This is a genomic window from Pseudomonas sp. (assembly GCF_028293835.1).
GTDB lineage: Bacteria > Pseudomonadota > Gammaproteobacteria > Pseudomonadales > Pseudomonadaceae > Aquipseudomonas.
The window spans coordinates 32,775-55,526 of the sequence record NZ_JAQGNX010000037.1; the positions used below are offsets into that span (position 1 = coordinate 32,775).

General features: G+C 58.5%; 20 protein-coding genes. 10 read left to right on the forward strand and 10 right to left on the reverse strand.

Going from position 1 to position 22,752, the window contains the following annotated elements:
- Nucleotides 1-42 precede the first annotated feature (42 nt).
- Together purL and JWR17_RS04735 are read left to right on the forward strand one after the other, a co-directional pair.
- Nucleotides 43-3,939, forward strand: coding sequence for a phosphoribosylformylglycinamidine synthase (gene purL / locus JWR17_RS04730; protein WP_299828799.1), 3,897 nt, complete (start codon nucleotides 43-45; stop codon nucleotides 3,937-3,939).
- Nucleotides 3,940-3,954: 15 nt separating this feature from the next.
- Complete coding sequence (locus JWR17_RS04735) at nucleotides 3,955-4,266, forward strand: YqfO family protein (RefSeq protein ID WP_299828801.1); 312 nt, start codon at nucleotides 3,955-3,957, stop codon at nucleotides 4,264-4,266.
- Nucleotides 4,267-4,393: 127 nt separating this feature from the next.
- On the opposite strand, the gene nagE is transcribed toward JWR17_RS04735, so the two are convergent.
- From nagE to JWR17_RS04770, 7 genes are all read right to left on the reverse strand, one after another.
- On the reverse strand, nucleotides 4,394-6,085 hold the full coding sequence (gene nagE / locus JWR17_RS04740) for an N-acetylglucosamine-specific PTS transporter subunit IIBC (protein ID WP_299828803.1): 1,692 nt from the start codon (nucleotides 6,083-6,085) through the stop codon (nucleotides 4,394-4,396).
- Nucleotides 6,086-6,096: 11 nt separating this feature from the next.
- Nucleotides 6,097-8,634: a phosphoenolpyruvate--protein phosphotransferase gene (ptsP, locus tag JWR17_RS04745; protein ID WP_299828805.1), complete on the reverse strand. Its 2,538-nt coding sequence runs from the start codon at nucleotides 8,632-8,634 to the stop codon at nucleotides 6,097-6,099.
- 13 nt (nucleotides 8,635-8,647) lie between these two features.
- A complete protein-coding gene (locus JWR17_RS04750; RefSeq protein WP_299828807.1) occupies nucleotides 8,648-9,670 on the reverse strand; it encodes an SIS domain-containing protein in 1,023 nt (340 codons plus the stop codon).
- Entirely contained in the window at nucleotides 9,651-10,757 is a 1,107-nt protein-coding gene (gene nagA, locus JWR17_RS04755) for an N-acetylglucosamine-6-phosphate deacetylase (RefSeq protein WP_299828809.1), read from the reverse strand. The genes JWR17_RS04750 and nagA overlap by 20 nt, the downstream gene beginning before the upstream one ends.
- 64 nt (nucleotides 10,758-10,821) lie before the next feature.
- Nucleotides 10,822-11,553, reverse strand: a complete 732-nt coding sequence (locus JWR17_RS04760; RefSeq protein ID WP_299828811.1) for a GntR family transcriptional regulator — start codon at nucleotides 11,551-11,553, stop codon at nucleotides 10,822-10,824.
- A 92-nt stretch (nucleotides 11,554-11,645) separates the two neighbouring features.
- Entirely contained in the window at nucleotides 11,646-12,209 is a 564-nt protein-coding gene (locus JWR17_RS04765) for a L,D-transpeptidase family protein (RefSeq protein WP_299828813.1), read from the reverse strand.
- Nucleotides 12,210-12,264: 55 nt separating this feature from the next.
- Nucleotides 12,265-12,816, reverse strand: coding sequence for an NUDIX hydrolase (locus tag JWR17_RS04770; RefSeq protein WP_299828815.1), 552 nt, complete (start codon nucleotides 12,814-12,816; stop codon nucleotides 12,265-12,267).
- Nucleotides 12,817-12,995: 179 nt separating this feature from the next.
- On the opposite strand from JWR17_RS04770, the gene JWR17_RS04775 reads away from it, so the two are divergent.
- The 4 genes from JWR17_RS04775 to purT all read left to right on the forward strand — a co-directional run bounded on the left by JWR17_RS04775 (nucleotide 12,996) and on the right by purT (nucleotide 15,736).
- Nucleotides 12,996-13,598, forward strand: coding sequence for a CoA pyrophosphatase (locus tag JWR17_RS04775; protein WP_299828817.1), 603 nt, complete (start codon nucleotides 12,996-12,998; stop codon nucleotides 13,596-13,598).
- 59 nt (nucleotides 13,599-13,657) lie between these two features.
- Complete coding sequence (locus JWR17_RS04780) at nucleotides 13,658-14,182, forward strand: gamma carbonic anhydrase family protein (protein ID WP_299828819.1); 525 nt, start codon at nucleotides 13,658-13,660, stop codon at nucleotides 14,180-14,182.
- A complete protein-coding gene (locus JWR17_RS04785) occupies nucleotides 14,179-14,394 on the forward strand; it encodes a DUF1289 domain-containing protein (RefSeq protein ID WP_299828877.1) in 216 nt (71 codons plus the stop codon). The genes JWR17_RS04780 and JWR17_RS04785 overlap by 4 nt, the downstream gene beginning before the upstream one ends.
- Nucleotides 14,395-14,554: 160 nt before the next feature.
- On the forward strand, nucleotides 14,555-15,736 hold the full coding sequence (purT, locus tag JWR17_RS04790) for a formate-dependent phosphoribosylglycinamide formyltransferase (RefSeq protein WP_299828821.1): 1,182 nt from the start codon (nucleotides 14,555-14,557) through the stop codon (nucleotides 15,734-15,736).
- 99 nt (nucleotides 15,737-15,835) lie between these two features.
- Here the strand turns inward: purT and JWR17_RS04795 are convergent, their stop codons facing one another.
- The 3 genes from JWR17_RS04795 to ccsA form a co-directional block, all read right to left on the reverse strand.
- Nucleotides 15,836-17,161, reverse strand: coding sequence for an MFS transporter (locus JWR17_RS04795; protein ID WP_299828823.1), 1,326 nt, complete (start codon nucleotides 17,159-17,161; stop codon nucleotides 15,836-15,838).
- Between the two features lie 88 nt (nucleotides 17,162-17,249).
- A complete protein-coding gene (locus JWR17_RS04800) occupies nucleotides 17,250-18,497 on the reverse strand; it encodes a CNNM domain-containing protein (RefSeq protein WP_299828825.1) in 1,248 nt (415 codons plus the stop codon).
- Nucleotides 18,498-18,510: 13 nt separating this feature from the next.
- Nucleotides 18,511-19,323, reverse strand: a complete 813-nt coding sequence (gene ccsA, locus JWR17_RS04805; protein ID WP_299828827.1) for a cytochrome c biogenesis protein CcsA — start codon at nucleotides 19,321-19,323, stop codon at nucleotides 18,511-18,513.
- A 244-nt stretch (nucleotides 19,324-19,567) separates the two neighbouring features.
- On the opposite strand from ccsA, the gene ffh reads away from it, so the two are divergent.
- The 4 genes from ffh to trmD all read left to right on the forward strand — a co-directional run bounded on the left by ffh (nucleotide 19,568) and on the right by trmD (nucleotide 22,724).
- Nucleotides 19,568-20,944, forward strand: coding sequence for a signal recognition particle protein (ffh, locus tag JWR17_RS04810; protein ID WP_299828829.1), 1,377 nt, complete (start codon nucleotides 19,568-19,570; stop codon nucleotides 20,942-20,944).
- A 228-nt stretch (nucleotides 20,945-21,172) separates the two neighbouring features.
- Nucleotides 21,173-21,424 (forward strand): 30S ribosomal protein S16, encoded by a 252-nt coding sequence (gene rpsP / locus JWR17_RS04815; protein ID WP_297846527.1) that lies wholly within the window; start codon nucleotides 21,173-21,175, stop codon nucleotides 21,422-21,424.
- 5 nt (nucleotides 21,425-21,429) lie between these two features.
- Nucleotides 21,430-21,966: a ribosome maturation factor RimM gene (gene rimM / locus JWR17_RS04820; protein WP_299828832.1), complete on the forward strand. Its 537-nt coding sequence runs from the start codon at nucleotides 21,430-21,432 to the stop codon at nucleotides 21,964-21,966.
- A gap of 5 nt (nucleotides 21,967-21,971) precedes the next feature.
- A complete protein-coding gene (gene trmD / locus JWR17_RS04825; RefSeq protein WP_299828834.1) occupies nucleotides 21,972-22,724 on the forward strand; it encodes a tRNA (guanosine(37)-N1)-methyltransferase TrmD in 753 nt (250 codons plus the stop codon).
- Nucleotides 22,725-22,752: the final 28 nt, after the last annotated feature.

Consider the following 22,752-nt stretch of genomic DNA (forward strand, 5'->3'; position numbering starts at 1 on the left):
GCACGGCCTCAAAGCACACCCCTTCCCGAGGCTGTCCCGAAGATGTTGATCCTGCGCGGTGCTCCTGCCCTTTCTGCCTTCCGCCACAGCAAATTACTTGCGCAATTGAAACTCAAAGTTTCAGCTGTCAGTGGCTTGTACGCCGAATTCGCCCACTTCGCTGAGGTCGCCGGCGTTCTTAGCGACGAAGAACAGCAGGTGCTTGCACGCCTCTTGAAATACGGCCCGAGCGTGCCGGTTCAAGAACCTGGCGGTAGGCTATTTCTGGTGTTGCCGCGGTTCGGCACTATTTCGCCATGGTCGAGCAAGGCCAGCGATATCGCACGCAATTGCGGTCTTGCGAAAATCCAGCGCCTGGAGCGCGGGATTGCTTTCTATGTAGAAGGCCAGTTCAGCGACGCCGATGCCGAGTTGATCTCAAGCTGCCTGCATGACCGCATGACCCAGTTGGTGCTGGGCTCGCTGGAGCAGGCCGCCGGCCTGTTCAGCCACGCCGAACCGAAGCCATTGACGGCCGTCGATGTATTGGGCGGCGGTCGCGCCGCACTGGAGAAGGCCAACGTTGCCTTGGGTCTGGCTCTGGCTGATGACGAAATCGATTATTTGGTAACGAGTTTTGCCGCCCTGGGGCGCAATCCCCACGACATCGAACTGATGATGTTCGCTCAGGCCAACTCCGAGCATTGCCGTCACAAAATCTTCAATGCCAGCTGGGATATCGACGGCGAGAACCAGGAAAAAAGCCTGTTCGGCATGATCAAAAACACCTTCCAGATGCATGGCGAAGGTGTGTTGTCTGCTTATAAAGACAACGCTGCGGTTATCGCTGGCCCGGTTGCTGGACGCTTCTTCCCGAATCCCGAGACCCGCCAATACGGTGCGGTGCAGGAACCGGTGCACATCCTGATGAAGGTCGAGACCCACAACCACCCCACCGCCATCGCGCCGTTCCCGGGTGCGGCAACCGGTTCCGGTGGTGAAATTCGTGATGAGGGTGCGACCGGTCGTGGCGCCAAGCCCAAAGCGGGCCTCACCGGGTTTACCGTGTCCAACCTGCAAATTCCCGGTTTCGTACAACCTTGGGAAGTGCCTTATGGCAAACCTGAGCGCATCGTCACCGCCCTGGACATCATGCTCGAAGGCCCACTGGGCGGCGCAGCATTCAACAACGAATTCGGGCGTCCGGCACTGACCGGTTATTTCCGCACGTTCGAACAATCCATCAGCACCCCCCACGGCGATGAAGTCCGTGGTTACCACAAGCCGATCATGTTGGCTGGCGGTATGGGCAATATTCGTGACGAGCACGTCCAGAAAGCCGAAATCGTGGTGGGCTCCAAGCTCATCGTGCTCGGCGGCCCGGCCATGTTGATCGGCCTCGGTGGCGGTGCCGCCTCCTCGATGGCCACCGGCACCAGCTCGGCCGACCTCGACTTCGCCTCGGTTCAGCGTGAAAACCCCGAAATGGAGCGTCGTTGCCAGGAAGTGATCGACCGTTGCTGGCAGTTGGGGGAAGACAACCCGATCAGCTTCATCCACGACGTCGGCGCGGGCGGTCTTTCCAACGCCTTCCCGGAACTGGTCAACGACGGGGAGCGCGGTGGTCGTTTTGAACTGCGCAATATCCCGAACGACGAACCGGGCATGGCCCCGCTGGAGATCTGGAGTAACGAATCCCAGGAACGTTACGTAATGGCGGTAGGCGCGGCGGATTTCGAGCGCTTCAAAGCCATCTGCGAGCGTGAGCGTTGTCCGTTTGCGGTTGTCGGTGAAGCCACCGCTGAACCACAATTGACCGTCACCGACAGTCACTTCGGCAACAGCCCGGTGGATATGCCGCTGGAAGTGTTACTCGGCAAAGCGCCGCGCATGCACCGTTCGGCTGTTCGTGAAGACGCGCTGGGGGATGATTTCGACCCCGGCACGCTGAACATCGAAGACTGCGTGACGCGGGTTCTGCATCACCCGGCCGTTGCCAGCAAAAGCTTCCTGATCACCATTGGCGACCGCACCATCACGGGTCTGGTCGCACGGGATCAAATGGTCGGCCCGTGGCAAGTGCCAGTGGCTGACTGCGCGGTGACCGCCACCAGTTTCGACGTTGAAACCGGCGAGGCCATGGCCATGGGCGAACGTACTCCGTTGGCGCTGCTGGATGCTCCGGCGTCCGGGCGCATGGCCATTGGCGAGACCCTGACCAACATCGTTGCGTCACGCATCGCGAAAATGTCTGATATCAAACTGTCAGCGAACTGGATGTCGGCGGCCGGTCACCCCGGCGAAGACGCCCGTTTGTACGACACCGTCAAAGCGGTCGGCATGGAGCTGTGCCCGGAACTGGGTATCACTATTCCAGTGGGCAAGGACTCCATGTCCATGAAAACCCAATGGCGTGATGAAGACACCGACAAAAGCGTGACCTCGCCGCTGTCGTTGATCGTGACCGGCTTTGCGCCAGTGACGGACATCCGCAAAACCATGACCCCTGAGCTGCGCATGGACAAGGGCGAAACCGACCTTATTCTGATCGACCTGGGCCGTGGTCAAAACCGCATGGGTGCTTCGATTCTGGCGCAGACCCACGGTAAGCTCGGGCGCATTGCTCCGGACGTTGATGATGCCGAAGACCTCAAGGCCTTCTTCGCAGTGATCCAGGGTCTTAACGCCGACGGTCATTTGCTGGCTTACCACGACCGTTCCGATGGCGGCTTGTTGGTCACCACGCTGGAAATGGCCTTTGCCGGCCACTGCGGCTTGAACCTGTTCCTCGATGGCCTGGCCGACAGCTCGGCTGATCTGGCGGCGATCCTGTTCAACGAAGAACTGGGCGCCGTCATTCAGGTTCGTCAGGACGATACTCCGGACGTGCTCGCGCAATTCAGCGCAGCCGGACTTGGCGAGTGTGTGTCGGTCATCGGTCAGCCGGTGAACAATGACGAAGTGGCCATCAGCTTCAACGGTGATCCGGTGTTCGGCGGACAACGTCGCTTGCTGCAGCGCCAGTGGGCTGAGACCAGCTATCGGATTCAGCGTCTGCGTGACAACGTTGAGTGCGCCGAGCAAGAGTTCGACGTGCTGCTGGAAGAAGACAACCCAGGCCTTAGCGTTAAAGTCGGTTTCGACGTTAACGACGACATCAGCGCGCCGTACATCAAGAAAAATATTCGTCCTCAAGTGGCGGTTCTGCGTGAGCAGGGTGTCAACGGCCAGGTCGAGATGGCGGCTGCGTTTGACCGCGCCGGCTTCAATGCCATCGACGTTCACATGAGCGATATCCTCGCCGGTCGCGTCGATCTGGATGAATTCAAAGGTCTGGTAGCGTGCGGTGGTTTCTCCTACGGCGACGTACTGGGCGCGGGCGAAGGCTGGGCCAAATCGGCGCTGTTCAACACCCGTGCACGAGACGCTTTCCAGGGCTTCTTCGAGCGTCAGGACAGCTTTACCCTGGGCGTGTGCAACGGTTGTCAGATGTTGTCCAACCTGCGTGAGCTGATTCCAGGCAGCGAGTTCTGGCCACACTTTGTGCGTAACCGTTCCGAGCAGTTCGAAGCGCGAGTGGCCATGGTTCAAGTGCAGGATTCGCCCTCGATTTTCCTGCAGGGTATGGCCGGTTCACGCATGCCGATCGCCATTGCTCACGGTGAAGGTCATGCCGAATTTGCCAGCGAAGACGCACTGCTCCGGGCGGATACTTCTGGTTCGGTGGCGATTCGTTTCGTCGACAACCACGGCAAGGTCACTGAAAAGTACCCGGCCAACCCGAACGGCTCGCCACGCGGTATCGGTGGTCTGACGACCCGGGACGGTCGCGTCACTATTCTGATGCCACACCCTGAACGGGTATTCCGTGCTGTGCAAAACTCATGGCGTCCGGAAGAGTGGGATGAAGACGGCGCCTGGATGCGCATCTTCCGTAACGCACGGGTGTGGGTGAACTGAGGCTAGCGTCAGGCCATGTACAAGCTCAGCTTTTTCGTTCCGCCGAGTCATGTGGAACAGGTCAAAAGTGCTGTATTCGCTGCCGGTGCGGGGCGGATCGGCGCTTATGATCAGTGCTCATGGCAAGTGCTGGGTCAAGGCCAGTTCCGCCCGTTGGATGGCAGTCAGCCGTTTATCGGGCGCACGGGCGTGACTGAGCAAGTGCAAGAATGGAAAGTCGAACTGGTCGTGGCTGACGAGCTGATCGCTCACGTGGTCGTGGCGCTCAAGCAGAGCCACCCCTACGAAACACCGGCGTATGAAGTGTGGCGCCTGGCTGATTTGTAGGCGCCAACGTGTTGGCGAGGGGGCATGTGCGGTGTACCCGTTATTGCGCCTCGCCAACACGTTGGTTCCTACAGATTCATCGCGGTTTCAGGTTTTTCTATATTCGCTCCCATAGTTTTCCAACCGCTCAACCTCTGACCAACATGGGCTTAATCGCCTCGCTCAGCCCTTGGGCGCGATTGCCTACCAGCACGTGCCACACGCCGGCTTCCAACGGACTCAGGCCCAGACAACCCAGCGCGTTCAAGCGGTTTTCAGCCATTTGCTGGTCTGCATCCAATCGCACGCGCAGACGTGTGTGGGCAACGCAATCAACTTGCATCACTTGATCGCCTCCCAAGGCCGCAAGCCACTGTTGCGCTTCGGTGGCGGTGATCGGAGCTGGCTCTGACGTGATCTGCGTAGCCGTCGGCATTGTTGGCAGTACACCTGCATTGGGCAACGCAATCCGCAGTTCATCTGCCAGGCTGTCTGCCATCGGCCCTACCACCACTTGCAAGCTTCCGGCATTGCCCGGTCGCACAATGGCCATGGCGCCCAAGGCCTTGAGTTCGCTGTCGATGGCTTTGTTACGGTCTGCCAAATGCAGACGCAGGCGCGTGGTGCAAGCATCGATACTCAATAGATTATCGGCACCGCCCAAGGCGCGGATGTATGCACCGGCACGTTCGCTTTGGGGAACTGCGGCGAATGGGCTGCCGGGCAGCTGTTCACGCCCCGGAGTTTTCAAGTTGAAGCGGCGGATGCAGTAATCGAACACGCAGTAATAAACCACCCCGTAAAGCAGCCCCAACGGGAAAATCATCCAGCCGTTGGTGGACTTGCCCCAGCCCAACGCCATGTCGATCGCGCCGCCTGAAAAGGTGAAACCCAGATGGATACCGAGCAGGTCGGTCAACGCCATCGACACCCCGGTTAACACGGCGTGGATCAAATACAACAATGGCGCGAGGAACATGAACGCGAATTCTATGGGCTCGGTGACCCCGGTCAAAAACGAGGTCAGGGCCATGGAAAGCAGTACGCCGCCGATCAGTTTGCGCTGGGTGGAAAGGGCGTTGCGGTACATCGCCAGGCAGGCTGCGGGCAGGCCAAACATCATCACTGGGAACATGCCAGTCATGAACTGGCCGCCTTTCGGATCACCGGCGAAGTAGCGCGCCAGGTCGCCGGTCACCACACGTCCGGTTTCCGGATCAGTGAAGGTGCCGAACACAAACCACACCAGGTTATTCAGGATGTGGTGCAGCCCGGTAATAATCAGAATCCGGTTCATGACGCCGAAGGCAAAGGCACCGACGCTGCCGCTTTCCAGCATCAACCTGCCCAGACTGTTGATGCCTTCTTGCAGCGGCGGCCATATCAGCCCGAAGATCAACCCAAGCAGCACGGCGGATAATCCGGTGACGATGGGCACAAAGCGTCGCCCGCCGAAAAACGCCAGGTAGTCCGGCAGCTTGATGTCCTTGAAGCGGTTGTACAGTGCGCCGCCCATCAGGCCGCTGATTATCCCGGCGAGAACGCCCATGTCGATTTTCGGGTCGAGTACCTTAAGCGCCGAGACCATCACCAGGTAGCCAATGGCGCCAGCCAGCCCGGCCGTCCCGTTATTGTCCCGTGCAAACCCCACGGCAATGCCGATGGCGAAAATCAATGCCAGGTTGGCAAAGATCGCGTTACCAGCCGCGTGCACGATGGCGATGTTCAGCAGGTCGGTATCGCCCAGGCGCAGCAACAGACCGGCGATGGGCAAAATAGCAATGGGCAACATAAGGGCCCGGCCAAGCCGCTGTAAACCTTCAATGAAGTGTTGGTACATGGCGGTTCTCCTTATTGTTGTTGTCCGGATGAGTCCGGTAACCACTGTTGTTGGCACGCCTGACGAACCGCCTGGGCGCTGTTCAAGCCGAGCAGCGATTGGCCCCAGCGTTGGCATTCACCCAAGTCCAACTGACGGACCCGATCCTTGATTTCGCCTATCTGTGACGGACTGACCGACAGCTCGCGCACGCCAAGGCCGATCAGTGCCGCGGTCGCCAACGGATCGGAGGCTAATGCACCGCACACGCCCACCCAACGGTTGTGCCGCGCAGCACCGGCGCAGGTCATGGCGATCAGGCGCAGCAACGCCGGGTGCAGAGCGTCGACCCGTGCCGCCAGCCCAGCATGATCGCGGTCCATGGCCAGGGTGTATTGACAGAGGTCGTTGGTGCCAATCGACAGAAAGTCAGCATGCTCGGCCAGTTGCTCGGCCAACAGCGCCGCCGATGGCACTTCGATCATGACCCCCAGTTCCGCGCGGTGACTGATCCCGAGCTCGGCGCTTAAGGTGTCCAGGCGCTGGCGGATGTCCAGCAACTCCTGCACTTCGCTGACCATGGGCAGCAGAATTCTGCAACGTTGCTGCGGGCTGACCCGGAGTAACGCCCGCAATTGTTGATCGAGCAGTTCCGGCCGCAATTGGCCGAGGCGAATGCCGCGCAGGCCCAATACCGGGTTGGCCTCGGTTGGCAGCGGCAGGTAGGGCAATTGCTTATCGCCGCCGACGTCAATGGTGCGAATGATCACCGACGTGTCACCCATGGCGTCGAGCACGCTTTGATAGGCGGCCAGTTGTTCCTGTTCGTCCGGCGCGGTGGTTCGCTCCACAAACAAAAACTCGGTGCGCAACAAACCTACGCCATCGGCGCCCGCAGCAAACGCTTCGGCTGCATCGCGACTGGAAGCAACATTGGCAGCCACTTCGATGGTCACGCCATCGCGGGTGGTCGCCGGCAAATGCGCGTGCTCCTGCTGTTGGTGCCGCCGCTGTAAAAATTGCTGTTGTAACTCGGTGACCCGCAGCAACCGTTCCGCATTGGGGGCCAATTCCAACGTGCCCAGATCGGCATTCAGCACGACGGTGCGGCCCGTTTGCTGTTCCAACAGATCTGGACCCAGCGCCACCAGGCATGGAATATTGTTAGCCCGGGCCAGAATCGCCACATGTGAAGTCGCTCCGCCTTCGGCCATGCACAGCCCCGCGACCTGGCGCTCACTGAGCAACAGCAGATCGGACGGGGTCAGCTCGTTGGCAACCACAATGGCGCCGCTGGGGATATCAATCTGTCGGGCCTCGCCGAGTAGCCCGCGCAGCACTCGCTGACGCAGGTCGTGCAGATCGTTGGCGCGTTCGGCCAATAGCGGTTTGCCCAATGCTCGCAATACTTCGCACTGAGTCAGCAGGGTCTGGCTCCAGGCGTGGGCGGCGGAGCTGCCTTGGTTAATCGCCAAATCAGCGGCATCCAACAGCGCAGGGTCTTCGAGCAACGCTAAGTGGGTCGCGAAAATCGCTGCTTCGTCTTCATTACCGCGACGCGCAGAGCCCCGCAGTGTGTTGCGAATTTCCGCGCTCACCTGGCCAATGGCGGTACCCAGCGCCTTATGCTGTTCATCCGCTATATGCTGGCCCGGATCATCCGGCAGATGAATGGCGTTCAGCCGAAACAGCGGGCCACTGGCCAATCCTGGCGACGCGCAAACACCCTGTAATATGCCGGTTTGCGCAGCACTGCGAACGGTCACCGGCAAGACCGGCCGGGTAGCTGCCTTTTCAGCGGCTGACGGTGTGGAAAGGGCTTTGAGCAATGCTTGAAGCGCGGCTTCGCTGTCTTCACCCAAGCACACGACCTCGATCTCATCCTGCTCGGCGACGCCCAGCGCCATGATCCCCACCAGACTGTTGGATGAACTGCTTTGCCCGGAAAAATGTAATTCGCTACGGCTGACAAAGCCTTGAGCGGTTTGGCGGACCAAGGCAGCGGGACGTGCGTGCAAACCACCACTGTGGGCCACGCGAACGCTGCCGCGCACTTGTCGGGGTGCGCCCTCACCGAGGATATCGAGGGGGGAGGCGGACCGCAATTCGCTGACCTGTAGCAAGGGCTGACCCACTGTTACCGAGGGCGATCCATTGACAGGTTTCAGTGTAAAGCGGTCGCCATTAATCAAGATCAACGTGCTTATCAGGCTGGTGCAGTGTTGCGCAATACCGTCGAGATCAAAACGCAGCAGCGCCTGGCCTTCGCTGACTTGGGCGCCTTCTTCCACCAACGCAACAAAGCCTTTGCCGGCGAGGGCAACGGTGTCGAGGCCGATATGCAGCAAGAACTCGGCACCATTTTCTGCACGTATCGTCATGGCGTGCAGCGTTCGCGCAACGTGGACGATCACGCCGCTACAGGGTGCATACAGGCACTCGTTGATCGGGTCGATGGCAATACCTTCGCCGAGGGCACCACTGGCGAACACCTGGTCGGGCACCTCTGACAGCGGCACCATTGGGCCACTGAGTGGGGCGCTGAGAATCAAATCCTTATTGTTATTCATGGCGCATGCTCATTCAGTGGGTGAGGGTGACTTTGCTCAAATGCCGGGGTTGATCAGGGTCCATGCCGCGGGCCTTGGCCAGGTGGGCGGCCATGACGTAAAAGCTTTGAATCGCAAGAATAGGGTCAAGCGCTGGGTGGGCCGCCTGACTGAGGGTCAAATCACGTTGCGCAATATCATCTGGCGCGGCCAGCAGCACCAGGGCGCCTTGTTTACGCATGTCGGCGGCGAAGCTCAGCAAACCGGCCTGCTCGGCACCGCGGGGGGCGAAAATAAGCAGTGGGTAATGTTCGCCCACCAACGCCATGGGGCCGTGGCGCACTTCGGCGCTGCTAAACGCTTCGGCTTGAATCGCTGAGGTTTCCTTGAATTTCAGTGCGGCTTCCTGGGCGATGGCAAACCCGGCGCCACGGCCGATGACCAGCAATTGCTGACAGTTGCGCAAGGCCTCAACGGCGGCGCTCCAGTCTTGCCGTGCTGCTTCGCGCAAGCTGGTGGACAGCGTCAGACCCGCCTCCAGCAATCCGTGGTCTTGTTGCCAATGGCCGATCAGGCGCGCGCTGATGCTTAAAGTGGCGATGAAACTTTTGGTCGCCGCGACGCTGCATTCCGCGCCGGCACACAGGGGCAGTACATATTCGCTGGCGGCCTCCAGGGGAGAGTCTTCGGCGTTCACCAGCGCGACGCTCAGGGCGCCGCGCTCACGCAAGGTGCGTAGGCTGTCCACCAGATCAGGACTTTGACCCGATTGTGAAAAGGCAAAAACCGTTTGCCCACGTACGTGCATCGGTGAGTGCTGCAACGTCACTACCGACATCGGCAACGAGGCCACCGGCACCCCGGTCAGTTGCATGGTCAGGTAGGCAAAATAGCTGGCGGCATGGTCTGAACTGCCACGGGCCACGGTCATGATGACTTGGGGTTTAGCTTCGCGCAGGCGTTCCGCGACTCGAATCAGCGATTGATCCTGCGTCTGTAGCTGGCGTTCGACCGCGTCTGCGGACGACAAGGCTTCTTCAAGCATTTTTGAGTTCAATGGCTTCTCCTTCGACCATCACGGCCTGCACATTCAGCGAACGATCAAGCACAACGCAATCAGCCCAGCTCCCAGGTTGCAAGCGCCCACGCCCTTGCAGACCCAAATAATCGGCGGGAAATTGTGACAAACGTTGTGATGCTTCAGGCAGCGATAAACCGATTTTCACCAGATTGCGCAGGGCCTGGTCCATGGTCAGGGTGCTGCCCGCCAGCGTACCGTCGGCCAGGCGAACCCCGCCCAGGCATTTAGTGACGGTGTGGCTGCCCAGGGTGTACTCGCCATCCGGCATGCCTGCTGCGGCGGTTGAATCGGTGACGCAGTACAGGCACGGAATGGCCCGCAGTGCGACGCGCATGGCACCGGGATGGACGTGTAACAGATCCGGGATCAATTCCGCGTAGCGAGCATGGGCCAAGGCTGCGCCGACGATTCCTGGCTGACGGTGGTGCAGGGCACTCATGGCGTTATACAAATGGGTAAAGCTCGACGCCCCGGCTTCCAGGGCAGCCACTCCTTCCTCGTAGCTGCCTAGGGTGTGACCCAGTTGCAGGCGTATGCCCCGTTGGCTCAACGCCGTGATCAGGTGCAGATGCCCGGCGATCTCCGGGGCAATCGTAATCACCCTAATCGGCGCCAGGCTCAAGTAGTGCTCGATTTCAGACAGCAGGGCGGTGTGTGCGAAGTTTGGCTGTGCGCCGAGCTTGCCGGGATTGATGAACGGACCTTCCAGATGCACGCCCAATACCCGTGCGGTGCCGGGCTGGCGTTGTTCGCAATATTCGCCCAGGGCCGTTAACACCCCAATCAGCTCGTCGGCGGGGGCGGTCATGGTGGTGGCCAGCAACGAAGTGGTGCCGAAGCGCAAATGTGTGCGGGCGATGGTTTCGAAGGCATCGCGGCCTTGCATGATGTCTTTACCGCCGCCGCCGTGAATGTGCAGGTCAATGAAGCCGGGCAGCACGTAGGGCAGGTCGTTGCTTTGCGGGTCGCAGGGTTGGCCCTGAACGCCGGTCACACGCCCGTCGTGGTGTTCCAGATGGCCGAGAATCCAGCCCTGTGGCGTGAGAATGTTGTGTTCGGACATCAGTGGCTCCGTGGATATGCCAGCATTGAAACGATGTTTTCAAAGGCCGAATTGAGGTCAGCGCTCAGCGCCGAAGTTCGGCGACGAAATCGTAATAATCGTCACGGCAATAGGTGTCGGTCAGTTCGATGGGGGTGTTGTCTTCGAGGTAGCCAATACGCGTCATCAACAGCATGGCGGTGCCGGTTTCGATGCCCACCAGGGTAGCGAACTCGGCCGAAGCATTAATCGCGCGGATGTGTTGCAGGGCACGCACGACTGGACGGCCGATACTGTCGAGGTACACGTAAAGGGAATCGCCGATGGTTTGCGGATCAGGTAGCAAATGCGCGGGCAAGGTACTCATTTCGATGGCCATTACAATGCCGTCGGCTTTGCGCAAACGCTTGAGGCGCGCGACTTTGTCGGTCGGTGACAGGCTCAAGCGAATCAATTCATCATGCGTCGGCAGGGCAATGTCCCGCTCCAGCCATTGCGAGCTAGGGGTAAATCCTTTCAGCCGAAGCATTTCACTGAAGCTGGACAGGCGCGACAGCGGTTGCTCCAGGCGCGGGGTAATGAACGTCCCGGAGCCTTGGTTGCGGCGGATCAAGCCTTGATCGAAAAGAATTTCCAGCGCTTTGCGGGCGGTCACACGAGAGATGCCGAGCAGCTCGCTCAGGTTGCGTTCGGACGGCAGCGCTTGTTCGGGTTTCCATTGACCCGCATGAATCGCCGCTTCGATATTGCGCGCGAGTTGCAGGTAGAGAGGGGTGGGCTGACTGTCGTCTGGCCGTAGAGCAAGAATCGAATTCATGGCGGGTCCCGAAATCGGCATCACGCCAAGCTAATACCACTTGGATACCACGTCAATACCAATTAAAGACCATTGAGTCTGCTAGACGAACATCAAGGACGAATCTCGATCAAGGTGCCGTCTTTCACCAGGCTCCATACTTCGCGTATATCGGTGTTTTTCATGGCGATGCAGCCATCTGTCCAGTCCAGGGTCTGGAAATACCATTCTGGGTAGTTTTCATCCACCGGCGTGCCGTGAATCATGATCATGCCGCCCGGATCGACCCCTTCACGGCGGGCACGGGCCGAGTCGCTGATGTTGGGGTAGGAGATGTGCATCGACAAATTGTAAGCGTCGCTGACCTTGCGGTAATCCAGCCAGTAAAAACCCTCAGGGGTTCGCCTGTCGCCTTCGCGAAGTTTTTGTCCCTTGGGGTATTTCCCCAGTGAAACGCGGTAGGTTTTAAGCGCTTCACCGTGGCTGACCAATTGCAGTTGGTGCGCGGATTTCAGGACCAGTATTTTGTCGATATTACGCTCGGCGATGTCTTGGGTGTCGATGACTTTTTGCCCAAGGAATGCTTGCTCGCTGCCTTTGGGCACGATGGTTTTGGTGAATTCGGCCTGAGACAGCGACGCGAAGCACAGGCAGAAAAAGGCAAACAACCAACGCATTAAAACGGTATCCCTGGGTAAGGTAATGACAGCTTTTGCCGACGAGGAAATGCAATCAGCTGGTTTTCATGGGTTGCGATGAAGAGATGGCTTCTGATCGCACCGGGTAAACCTGATTGATTCGGTCGGAAAAATAGCATTCTAAAGTACGTCTCACGGTCTGAAAAGCCAGCTCCGACCATGGAATTTCGTCTTCTTCGAACAATTTGACTTCGAGGCTTTCGACCCCTGCGGCAAAATCCAGGCTGACCAGATCTGCACGATAAAACACGTGGACCTGACTGATGTGGGGCACGTCCACCAGCATATACAACGTCATGTTACGCAACGTCGCGCAGGCTTCCTCGACGGTCTCACGGCGGGCCGCCTGTTCGATGGTTTCGCCATTTTCCATAAACCCGGCAGGCAAGGTCCAATAACCCAGGCGCGGTTCAATAGCGCGGCGGCACAGCAACACCTGCGTTCCCCATACAGGGACGGCGCCGGCGACAATATTAGGGTTTTGGTAATGAATGGTCTGGCACGTTTCGCAAACGAAACGCAGGCGACTGTCCCCTTCAGGGATGCGCTGAACGACCGGGTTACCGCACTGGCTGCAAAAATTCATACGGGATAAATTCCTCAAAGCAGTGGCTATCTTGGCGTGGCGCTGCAGCCCCGGCAAGTCACCGCTGCAAATCCACAGATTGTGACGGGGCGCAGACGTCATCAAGTTGTCCGACAAGGGCTTGGGCAGTTCGTCGCTTTGGTGCATGATGCGGGGTAAGCAACAGATCGAGATTTCCCATGCTGGACGAGCTACTTCGCCGTGTAAGCAGTCACACACCCAACACGCTTGAGTCGGGCCGAGGCTTCCCCGAGGCCGCAGTGTTGCTGCCCATCACGCGCAGTGAACAACCGGAATTGATCCTGACCCTGCGCGCCAGCGGCCTGTCGACCCACGGCGGAGAAGTGGCGTTTCCGGGCGGTCGTCGGGATCCGGAAGATCCGGATCTGGTGTTTACCGCGCTGCGCGAGGCCGAAGAAGAAATCGGTTTGCCGCCAGGGTTGGTGGAAATTATCGGTCCGCTCAGCCCGCTCGTTTCCAAGCACGGGATCATGGTCACGCCGTATGTCGGGCTGATCCCCGATTTTGTCGAGTACCGTCCCAACGACGGCGAGATCGCTGCAGTGTTCAGCGTGCCGCTGGAGTTCTTCCGTCAGGACACCCGCGAACACACCCATCGTATCGATTACCAAGGCCGTAGCTGGTACGTGCCGTCTTACCGCTACGGCGAATTCAAGATTTGGGGTCTTACCGCGATCATGATCGTTGAGTTGATTAACGTGCTCTACGACAGCAACATCAGCCTGCTCACACCGCCTGAACGTTTTCTGACGTTTGAATAGTTATCGTTGATAGCTAAGCCTGTGCTTAACCGATGGCCGTAGAGCCTTGAGGACATAATATGAAATACCGCCTGGGCGATTCCCATGTTGAAACCGATCCCAAGAGCTGGGTCGCACCCACCGCCACCTTGATCGGCAAAGTAAAACTGGAAGCAGGCGCTAGCGTCTGGTTCGGCGCCGTGTTACGCGGCGATAACGAACTGATCCATATCGGCGAAAACAGCAACGTGCAGGACGGCACGGTGATGCACACCGACATGGGATCGCCGCTGAACATCGGTAAGGGCGTGACCATTGGCCATAACGTCATGCTGCATGGCTGTACCGTCGGCGATTACAGCTTGATCGGAATCAATTCGGTGATCCTCAACGGCGCGAAAATCGGCAGGCATTGCTTGATTGGTGCCAACTCGCTGATCGGCGAGGGCAAGGTCATCCCTGACGGCTCGCTGGTTATGGGCTCTCCCGGCAAAGTGATACGCGAACTGTCCGACGGGCAAAAGAAAATGCTCGAAGCCAGCGCCGCGCACTATGTGCATAACGCCCAGCGCTATGCCCGTGATCTGGCGCCCCAGGAAGACTGATGGACACTGAGCGCCGAGTCCCGTCACCGTGTGTCGACATTTGCTGCCTGGATGACGCGGACGTTTGCCTGGGCTGCCAGCGCACCGTTGAGGAAATCACCGGCTGGAACCGCATGGATAATGCCCAGCGCCGCGTGGTACTCGGGCTGTGTCACGAGCGCGCCCGGGCCAGTGGGATGCTCTGGGAAGTGGGCGGTGCACCGAAAAGCTGATGGGCTCACTTGGGGACCCATCTGTAGGAGCCAACTTGGCGAGGCAATAGGCGTCTCGCCAACAAGTTGGCTCCTACAGTGGTAAATTGCACGTCTTTCTTCTCCCCCGAGCCGTGCGCCACTGCGGGCGGACTCGATGACTGCTCCATGAGGACCTGAAATGACTCAAATCGGAACGCCACTGTCGCCTACCGCGACCCGTGTAATGCTCTGCGGTTGCGGTGAGCTTGGCAAGGAAGTGGTGATCGAGCTGCAACGGCTGGGCGTCGAAGTCATCGCCGTCGACCGTTATGCCAACGCCCCAGCCATGCAGGTCGCCCACCGCAGCCATGTGATCAACATGCTCGACGGTGCAGCCCTGCGTGCAGTGATCGAAGCCGAAAAGCCGCACTACATCGTGCCGGAAATCGAAGCCATTGCGACCGCGACCCTGGTTGAGCTGGAATCCGAAGGTTTCACCGTTATCCCTACCGCTCGCGCCACGTTGCTGACCATGAACCGTGAAGGCATTCGTCGTCTGGCGGCTGAAGAGCTGGACCTCCCGACCTCGCCGTATCACTTCGCGGATACCTTCGAGGACTACAGCAAAGCGGTCGAAGACCTGGGATTCCCGTGTGTGGTCAAGCCTGTCATGAGTTCGTCGGGCAAAGGCCAAAGCCTGCTGAAAAGCACCGATGACGTGCAGAAAGCCTGGGACTATGCCCAAGAAGGCGGTCGCGCCGGTAAAGGCCGAGTGATCATCGAAGGCTTCATCGATTTCGATTATGAAATCACATTATTGACTGTGCGCCACGTTGGTGGCACCACATTCTGCGCTCCGGTGGGTCATCGTCAAGAGAAGGGCGACTATCAGGAATCCTGGCAGCCACAGGCCATGAGTCCAGTGGCATTGTCGGAATCGGAGCGGGTTGCTCATGCCGTGACTGAAGCCTTGGGTGGCCGCGGTCTGTTTGGCGTCGAGCTGTTCATCAAGGGCGATCAAGTGTGGTTCAGCGAAGTCTCGCCGCGTCCCCATGACACTGGCCTGGTGACGCTGATTTCCCAGGATCTGTCGCAATTTGCACTGCATGCCCGGGCGATTCTCGGTCTGCCGATCCCGTTGATCCGCCAATTCGGGCCATCGGCCTCGGCGGTGATCCTGGTCGAAGGAAAATCCAGCCAAACCGCCTTCGCCAACCTCGGTGAAGCCCTGAGCGAACCTGACACCGCGCTGCGTTTGTTCGGCAAACCGGACGTCAACGGCCAACGCCGCATGGGCGTGGCCCTGGCCCGGGACGAATCCATCGAAGCCGCCCGCGCCAAAGCGACGCGTTCTTCCAGGGCAGTCAAGGTTCAGTTGTAAGGTACATCGGCAAAACTCTGTAGGAGCCAACGTGTTGGCGAGGCGGCATACCTGACACACCACCTCGCCAACAGGTTGGCTCCTACCGAGATGAGACGGTCAGGCAATCGTATCCAGATCGCGCTCTCGTGTTTCTTTCAGGCACAGCACCGCGATCAAACTAAGCGCCGCCGCAGCCGACACATACCCGCCCACCCAGCTCAAACCACCCATGGCCACCAGCTTTTGGGCGAAGAACGGTGCCACCGATGCACCGACAATGCCGCCCAGGTTATATGCCGCCGAAGCGCCGGTATAACGCACGCGGGTCGGAAACAGCTCCGGCAGCATCGCGCCCATGGGTGCAAAGGTCACGCCCATCAAAAACAGCTCGATGCATAGGAACAGCGCGACGCCGCCGGTGGTGCCGTGGGTCAACAGGGGTTCCATGGTGAATCCAGACAGGATCGCCAGCACGCCGCCAATGATCAGCACCGGTTTGCGCCCGAAACGATCACTGGCCCACGCTGACAAAGGCGTTGCTGCGGCCATGAACAACACCGCGAAGCACAACAACCCCAGAAACGTCTCACGGCTGTAACCGAGAGAGGCTACGCCGTAGCTCAGGGAAAACACCGTCGAGATGTAAAACAGCGCATAACACACCACCATCGACGCCGCGCCCAGCAGCATCGGCTGCCAGTATTGGCTGAACAGCTCGACGATGGGCATTCTCACCCGCTCATGACGTGCGATGGCGTTGGCGAAGATCGGCGTTTCTTCCAGCTTCAGTCGCACATACAGGCCCACCATCACCAGCAATGCGCTGAGCAGAAACGGAATGCGCCAGCCCCATGAGCGAAACTGTTCGTCGGACAAGGTCAACGCCAGCGTCAGAAACAGTCCGTTTGCCACCAGGAAGCCAATCGACGGGCCCAGCTGTGGAAACATACCGAACCAGGCGCGCTTGCCCTTAGGCGCGTTCTCTGTCGCGAGCAATGCCGCGCCGCCCCATTCACCGCCTAATCCCAGGCCCTGGCCGAAACGCAGCACGCACAATAGGGTGGGGGCCCAGAAACCGATCGTCCCGTAGCCGGGCAATACGCCGATGAGCGTAGTGCAGATACCCATTAATAAAAGCGAAGCGACCAGTGTTGATTTGCGCCCGATGCGGTCGCCGAAATGGCCGAACAGCGCCGAACCCAGAGGCCGCGCCAGGAAAGCGATACCGAAAGTCAGGAACGCCGAGAGCATTTGTGCTGAGCCGGAGGTCTGCGGGAAAAATACCGGACCGATCACCAGCGCCGCGGCCGTGGCGTAGACGTAGAAATCATAGAACTCGATGGCGGTGCCAATGAAACTGGCCACCGCGATGCGCCCGGCAGAGTTGGCCGGTTTTGCAACGCTGGCGCTGCTGTGGTCGTTAAACGTCGTAGAACTGGTCATGCAGGTGTCCCCGATGGATTTTTATTGTTGTAGAAGCGACGTGCTATGCGACATTTTAATACAGCGCCAGGGGGCTGGCAGCCAGGCGTCAGATGACCGCATGGGTCAGGCTGTTGTGCCACATCATTACCCGGGTGACGCGATTGTCTTCTGTTTCAAGGATTTCCAGGCGGTACGGCCCGATCTTCAAGCAGACCGAACTGTCCGGGATGGTTTCCAGCGCCTCGGTGACCAGGCCGTTGAGGGTCTTGGGGCCGTCCGAAGGCAAATGCCAGCCCAGAATCTTGTTCAGCTCGCGGATCGACGCTGCGCCTTCGATGACCAGTCGGCCGTCGGCTTGGGGGTGAATATGCGGGTTGTCCAGGTCTTGCTCGCTCTCGAATTCACCGACGATTTCTTCGAGGATGTCTTCCAGGCTGACGATGCCCTGTACTTCGCCGTATTCGTCCACCACCACGCCCAGGCGACGCTGTTGCTTGTGGAAGTTCAGCAACTGCAATTGCAGCGGGGTGCTTTCCGGTACGAAATAGGGTTCGTAACAGGCGGCCTTCAAGTGTTCTTTGGTCAGCTCGGCACGGGGCAACAAATGGCTGATCTGGCGGGTGTTAAGCACGCCTTCAACCTGATTGATGTCGTTGTGGTACACCGGCAGACGGGTGTGACGAGAGATGATCAACTGCTCGATGATGTGTTCGATGCTGTCGTCCAGATTGATTCCGTCAACTTCGCTGCGCGGCACTAGGATGTCGTTCACGGTAATGCTGTCTAGCGCATGAATACCCGATATTACGTGGTGACGGGTTCCGCGTTCCTGTGCACCGTCGTGCAGCATGACCGCCAACGGCACTTCATCGTCATCGAACTGCCGCACGGCCGGCTTGTGGTTGACGCCGAACGGTTGAAGCAGCGCATCAGCCACGGTGGAAAACAACCATGCCAGCGGATAAACCAGCTTCATTGGCAGGCGCAACAGACTGTTACCCAGCATCACGATGGCGTCCGGGTAACGGGCGGCCAATGTGCGCGGTATGAGTTCGGCGAAGATCAGCAGCGCGCTACTGACGCCGATCCATGCCACTGTCGGGCCATTGAAGTACCAGAAATCCAGTGCCAACAAGGTGCTGATAATCGTGATCAACACCTTGATCAACGTATTGCTCAGGGTGAGGCTGGCAGGTTTGAACGCTAATTTGGGCTTGGCGGAGTCGGAGCGGCGTCCGTTGGAGCGCAGCGCCTTTAAATGCAGGTGGGCGGTTTCCACCGCCGTGAGCAGGCCGGACCACAATAGTAGCAAGACCAATACGCCGAGCATCGGGCCGACGGGCAGGTTATCCATGATCAAACGCCCGTCAGATGTGCAAAATGAATTCGCGTACCAGCTTGCTGCCGAAAAACGCCAGCATCAGCAGGCAGAAGCCGCCCAGGGTCCAACGGATCGCTTTGTGTCCGCGCCAGCCAAGACGGTTACGCCCCCACAGCAACACGCTGAACACCAGCCAGGCCAGGCAAGCCAGTAACGTTTTGTGCACCAGGTGCTGGGCAAACAGGTTTTCGACGAACAGCCAACCCGAAATCAGGGACAGCGAAAGCAGGATCCAGCCCGCCCACAAGAAGCCGAACAACAGGCTTTCCATGGTTTGCAGCGGTGGGAAATTCTTGATCAGTCCGGACGGATGCTTGTGTTTGAGGCGGTGATCCTGCACCAGCAACAGCAACGCCTGGAACACCGCGATGGTGAACATCCCGTACGCCATAATTGACAACAGAATGTGGCTCAGAATGCCCGGCTGTTCTTCAATCAGCTGGACCGTGCCGCTGGGCGCGAATTGGGCGAGCAGCACGGTTAAAAAACCCAGGGGAAACACCAGGACTAACAGGTTCTCTACCGGAATGCGCGCGCAGGCGATCATGGTCACCACGATGATTGCCACGGCGATCATGCTGGCGGCGCTGAAAAAATCCAGGCCCAAGCCAATCGGTCGGATCAATTGGGAGTAAAGACCGGTGGCGTGTGCGATCACCGCCAGGGTGCCGAGCAGGCACAATAGGCGTTTGTCAGCCTTGGCGCCTTGCTTCAGGCGGAGCGCTTGATAGAGGGTCGCAGCGGCATATAGACAGGCGGCGGCGAGGCTGGGTAGCAAACTGGGTGACAAGGTGAGCATAAATCCTGGTAGGCAAGCCCGAAAGGCGCTGAGTTTCGCATACAACCGACATTTGACGAAAGACCACAGAAGCAGACTCGATGGTGTCCGTACAGCAGACTCTTCGCTATAATCTGCCACCTGCTTAAGTCGCAGGCTCGTCGAAGGCTATTTTCAGCAGCAGTTTTAACCGCTGTTCAGAGCAGGGCGCCGCGAGCCAGGCCGCACCAACCGTGGGTTCACCAGGAACCTGAAAGGATCGCGCATGTTTGAAAATCTTACCGAACGTCTTTCACAGACCCTGCGCCATGTCACTGGCAAGGCCAAGCTGAACGAAGACAACATCAAGGACACGCTGCGCGAAGTGCGGATGGCGCTGCTCGAAGCCGACGTCGCCTTGCCGGTGGTCAAAGACTTCGTCAACAAGGTCAGGGACCGTGCTGTCGGCACCGAGGTGTCGCGTAGCCTGACGCCGGGCCAGGCGTTCGTGAAGATTGTTCAGGCCGAACTCGAATCGTTGATGGGCGCGGCCAACGAAGATCTGGTACTCAATGTCACGCCGCCTGCCGTCGTGCTGATGGCCGGTTTGCAGGGTGCGGGTAAAACCACCACCGCTGGCAAACTTGCGCGCTTCTTGAAAGAGCGCAGAAAGAAAAGCGTCATGGTGGTCTCGGTGGACGTTTACCGTCCTGCGGCTATCAAGCAACTTGAAACACTGGCCAACGAAATTGGCGTGACGTTCTTCCCGTCCGACATTAGCCAGAAGCCAGTCGATATCGCACTGGCCGCTATTAAAGAAGCCACGCTTAAGTTCATCGACGTGGTGATTGTCGATACCGCCGGCCGCTTGCACATCGATGTCGAGATGATGGGCGAGATCCAGGCGCTGCATGCTGCGGTGAAACCTGCCGAAACGCTGTTCGTGGTTGACGCCATGACCGGTCAGGATGCGGCCAACACTGCCAAGGCGTTTGGCGATGCGTTGCCGCTGACAGGTGTGATCCTGACCAAAGTCGACGGCGATGCTCGGGGCGGCGCTGCACTGTCGGTGCGTGCAATCACCGGCAAGCCGATCAAATTCATCGGTATGGGTGAGAAGAGCGACGCGCTCGAACCGTTCCACCCGGACCGTATCGCTTCGCGCATCCTCGGCATGGGCGACGTGCTCAGCCTGATCGAACAAGCCGAACAGGGCCTCGACAAAGAAAAAGCCGACAAGCTCGCGCAAAAACTGAAAAAAGGTAAGGGCTTCGACCTCGAAGACTTCCGTGATCAGTTGCAGCAAATGAAAAACATGGGCGGCCTCGGCGGTCTCATGGATAAATTGCCCAGCATCGGCGGTATGAATCTGGCTCAGATGGGCAACGCCCAGGGCGCGGCCGAAAAGCAGTTCAAGCAGATGGAAGCCATCATCAACTCGATGACGCCGGCCGAACGCCGTGACCCGGACCTGATCAGTGGCTCGCGCAAGCGCCGAATCTCCCTGGGTTCAGGCACTCAAGTGCAGGACATCGGGCGTTTGATCAAGCAGCACAAACAAATGCAGAAAATGATGAAGAAGTTTTCTGCCAAAGGCGGCATGCAAAAAATGATGCGTGGCATGGGCGGCATGATGCCGGGTCGCGGCGCACCGAAAATGTAATTGCAGCCCCCCTCACATGGAGGTTCGCCTCCAGTAATCCCGCTTTTGGCGGGATTGAAATGCCGCTGTTTACGGCGGCTCCATGGCAGATCTCGATGGCATGCCGGTAGGCGCCTGAAAAAGACATTTGCAAAAGTGCGGATATTCCTTAGAATATGCGGCCTTTCGGGCACCTATGCCCGTTGTGCATCTTAGATTTGCTGCACCGACTACAGGAACGATGCTTATATGCTTACCATCCGTCTTGCCCTTGGCGGCTCCAAAAAGCGCCCGTTTTACCATTTGACCGTGACCGACAGCCGCAACCCGCGCGACGGTTCACACAAGGAACAAGTTGGTTTCTTCAACCCGGTTGCTCGTGGTCAAGAAATCCGTCTGTCCGTGAACAACGAACGCGTTGCCTACTGGCTGAGCGTTGGTGCACAACCTTCTGAGCGTGTTGCTCAGTTGTTGAAGGACAATGCTAAGGCAGCGGCCTGAGCAATATGAACGCGACGCCAACCATTGCTGATGATTTGATCGTTATTGGCAAGATCTACTCGATTCACGGCGTTCGCGGCGAAGTGAAGGTTTTTTCCTTTACTGATCCAATTGGTAACCTGCTGGATTACAAAACCCTCACGCTTCGGCGCGACGGTGAAGTACGACAGGTAGAGCTGGTCAGTGGACGCTTGCAAAACAAGTTCCTGGTCGCAAAGATCAAAGGTCTCGATGACCGTGAAGAAGCTCGTCTTCTGGCCGGTTTTGAAATCTGCGTTCCGCGTAACCTGTTCCCTGATCTGACCGACGGCGAGTACTACTGGTACCAGCTTGAAGGTCTCCAGGTCATCGACCAACTCGGGCAATTGCTCGGGAAAATTGATCACCTGCTGGAAACCGGCTCGAACGATGTAATGGTGGTCAAGCCTTGTGCAGGTAGCCTGGATGATCGCGAACGCTTGTTGCCCTATACAGAGCAGTGTGTGTTGGCAGTTGACCTTGGTGCCGGCGAGATGAAGGTGGAATGGGATGCGGACTTCTAAGCGACATGGCTAGCCTACGCGTAGAAGTGATCAGTCTGTTCCCTGAGATGTTTTCCGCTATCAGCGACTACGGCATTACCAGCCGTGCGGTGAAACAAGGGCTGCTACAGCTGACTTGTTGGAATCCGCGGGACTACACCACTGATCGTCACCACACTGTTGATGATCGCCCTTTTGGCGGTGGTCCGGGCATGGTGATGAAGATCAAGCCTCTGGAAGATGCTCTGGTTCAGGCCAGGCAGGCAGCAGGGGAAGCGGCGAAGGTTATTTACCTGTCGCCACAAGGCCGCCAACTGAATCAGTCGGCGGTACGCGAACTGGCGCAAGGGGAGGCTTTTATCCTCATCGCAGGTCGTTATGAAGGCATTGACGAGCGTTTCATTGAAGCTCATGTCGATGAAGAGTGGTCGATTGGTGACTATGTACTTTCCGGTGGCGAGCTGCCGGCGATGGTCCTGATAGATGCGGTTACACGGCTGCTGCCTGGAGCTTTAGGGCATGCGGACTCTGCGGAGGAAGATTCCTTCACGGATGGTCTGCTGGATTGCCCGCACTACACCCGTCCGGAGGTGTATGCGGATCAGCGTGTTCCCGACGTGTTGCTAAGTGGCAACCACGCACATATCCGGCGTTGGCGTTTACAGCAGTCCCTTGGGCGGACCTATGAACGACGACCCGATCTTCTGGAAAGCCGCTCGCTTTCTGGAGAAGAGAAAAAGCTGCTGGCGGAATATATCCGCGAGCGGGACGATAGTTAACGTATCGATGGTAGATCCTGATGATCTG

Bases quoted from the DNA above. Each gene is read 5' to 3' on its own strand.
- ffh (WP_299828829.1), top strand. From the start codon at position 19,568: ATGTTTGAAAATCTTACCGAACGTCTTTCACAGACCCTGCGCCATGTC.
- trmD (WP_299828834.1), top strand. From the start codon at position 21,972: ATGGCTAGCCTACGCGTAGAAGTGATCAGTCTGTTCCCTGAGATGTTT.
- nagE (WP_299828803.1), bottom strand. From the start codon at position 6,085: ATGTACCAACACTTCATTGAAGGTTTACAGCGGCTTGGCCGGGCCCTT.
- JWR17_RS04760 (WP_299828811.1), bottom strand. From the start codon at position 11,553: ATGAATTCGATTCTTGCTCTACGGCCAGACGACAGTCAGCCCACCCCT.
- rpsP (WP_297846527.1), top strand. From the start codon at position 21,173: ATGCTTACCATCCGTCTTGCCCTTGGCGGCTCCAAAAAGCGCCCGTTT.
- purL (WP_299828799.1), top strand. From the start codon at position 43: ATGTTGATCCTGCGCGGTGCTCCTGCCCTTTCTGCCTTCCGCCACAGC.
- ptsP (WP_299828805.1), bottom strand. From the start codon at position 8,634: ATGAATAACAATAAGGATTTGATTCTCAGCGCCCCACTCAGTGGCCCA.
- JWR17_RS04780 (WP_299828819.1), top strand. From the start codon at position 13,658: ATGAAATACCGCCTGGGCGATTCCCATGTTGAAACCGATCCCAAGAGC.
- JWR17_RS04735 (WP_299828801.1), top strand. From the start codon at position 3,955: ATGTACAAGCTCAGCTTTTTCGTTCCGCCGAGTCATGTGGAACAGGTC.
- ccsA (WP_299828827.1), bottom strand. From the start codon at position 19,323: ATGCTCACCTTGTCACCCAGTTTGCTACCCAGCCTCGCCGCCGCCTGT.
- purT (WP_299828821.1), top strand. From the start codon at position 14,555: ATGACTCAAATCGGAACGCCACTGTCGCCTACCGCGACCCGTGTAATG.
- JWR17_RS04775 (WP_299828817.1), top strand. From the start codon at position 12,996: ATGCTGGACGAGCTACTTCGCCGTGTAAGCAGTCACACACCCAACACG.
- rimM (WP_299828832.1), top strand. From the start codon at position 21,430: ATGAACGCGACGCCAACCATTGCTGATGATTTGATCGTTATTGGCAAG.
- JWR17_RS04800 (WP_299828825.1), bottom strand. From the start codon at position 18,497: ATGGATAACCTGCCCGTCGGCCCGATGCTCGGCGTATTGGTCTTGCTA.
- JWR17_RS04770 (WP_299828815.1), bottom strand. From the start codon at position 12,816: ATGAATTTTTGCAGCCAGTGCGGTAACCCGGTCGTTCAGCGCATCCCT.
- JWR17_RS04795 (WP_299828823.1), bottom strand. From the start codon at position 17,161: ATGACCAGTTCTACGACGTTTAACGACCACAGCAGCGCCAGCGTTGCA.
- nagA (WP_299828809.1), bottom strand. From the start codon at position 10,757: ATGTCCGAACACAACATTCTCACGCCACAGGGCTGGATTCTCGGCCAT.
- JWR17_RS04765 (WP_299828813.1), bottom strand. From the start codon at position 12,209: ATGCGTTGGTTGTTTGCCTTTTTCTGCCTGTGCTTCGCGTCGCTGTCT.